At 52.3% G+C, this 685-nt stretch carries 1 protein-coding gene; it reads left to right on the forward strand.

Annotation, left to right across the window (positions count from 1 at the left end; all coding sequences use genetic code 11):
* Positions 1-382: 382 nt before the first annotated feature.
* Positions 383-685 (forward strand): hypothetical protein (locus tag ADIS_RS23470; RefSeq protein WP_238325453.1); only part of this gene is annotated, 303 nt, incomplete at its 3' end.

A 685-nucleotide genomic window follows, 5' to 3' on the forward strand; every position in this document is an offset into this window, starting at 1 on the left:
TGCTTTGAAATGGATGGAGGACTATTGGGTAACCAATAGAGAGGCCCTCCGATGGCGGCTTGCGGGCTTGCCCTGACACAGTCAGAGGCTTGCCCTGACGCAGTCAGGGAGCAGCCATCAAACCACCTTGCGCTGCATATCCGGGAAACCGATATGTGGTGAGCGGTAAGGAAAAACGGGGACTTTGATCCCTGTAGGTGAGTATTGCGGAGCTGAACCCCGAAAGCTTTCGGGGTGAACCAACGATGAAGCCTCGATATGGCAAATTACGGTGTGAAAAACAGGTGGTTATCCCGATGGCTATCGGGATGCCTGTGACAAAGTGTGGCGGACGACCGGATCCCGATAGCTATCGGGAGGCCACACCGCATCCGGGGTAAAGTTGGCAGAGCCTGTCCCGAGTATCGGGAAACGCAGTACAGGCCATTTCAAGGAACAAGTGAACTCTACATCGCTCTGTAAAATCGAAAGAGGAAGCAGACTTTCAGGGAATCCCGATGGAAAAATCGGGACAAGTTGTGGGAGAGATGTAGGGGGCAGACTCATTCGTAGTAGTGATGAAGCTTCTGTAATGGGAGTGGAGCACGGCAAATGTCCGGGAGGACATTTGAGCGAGGTGTGCGGGGAGGGAGCATATCATGTTTCGCCTTCATTTACAACCTTGTTAAATCAGGGGATGATTTAT

It is taken from the genome of Lunatimonas lonarensis (assembly GCF_000390185.1).
GTDB lineage: Bacteria > Bacteroidota > Bacteroidia > Cytophagales > Cyclobacteriaceae > Lunatimonas > Lunatimonas lonarensis.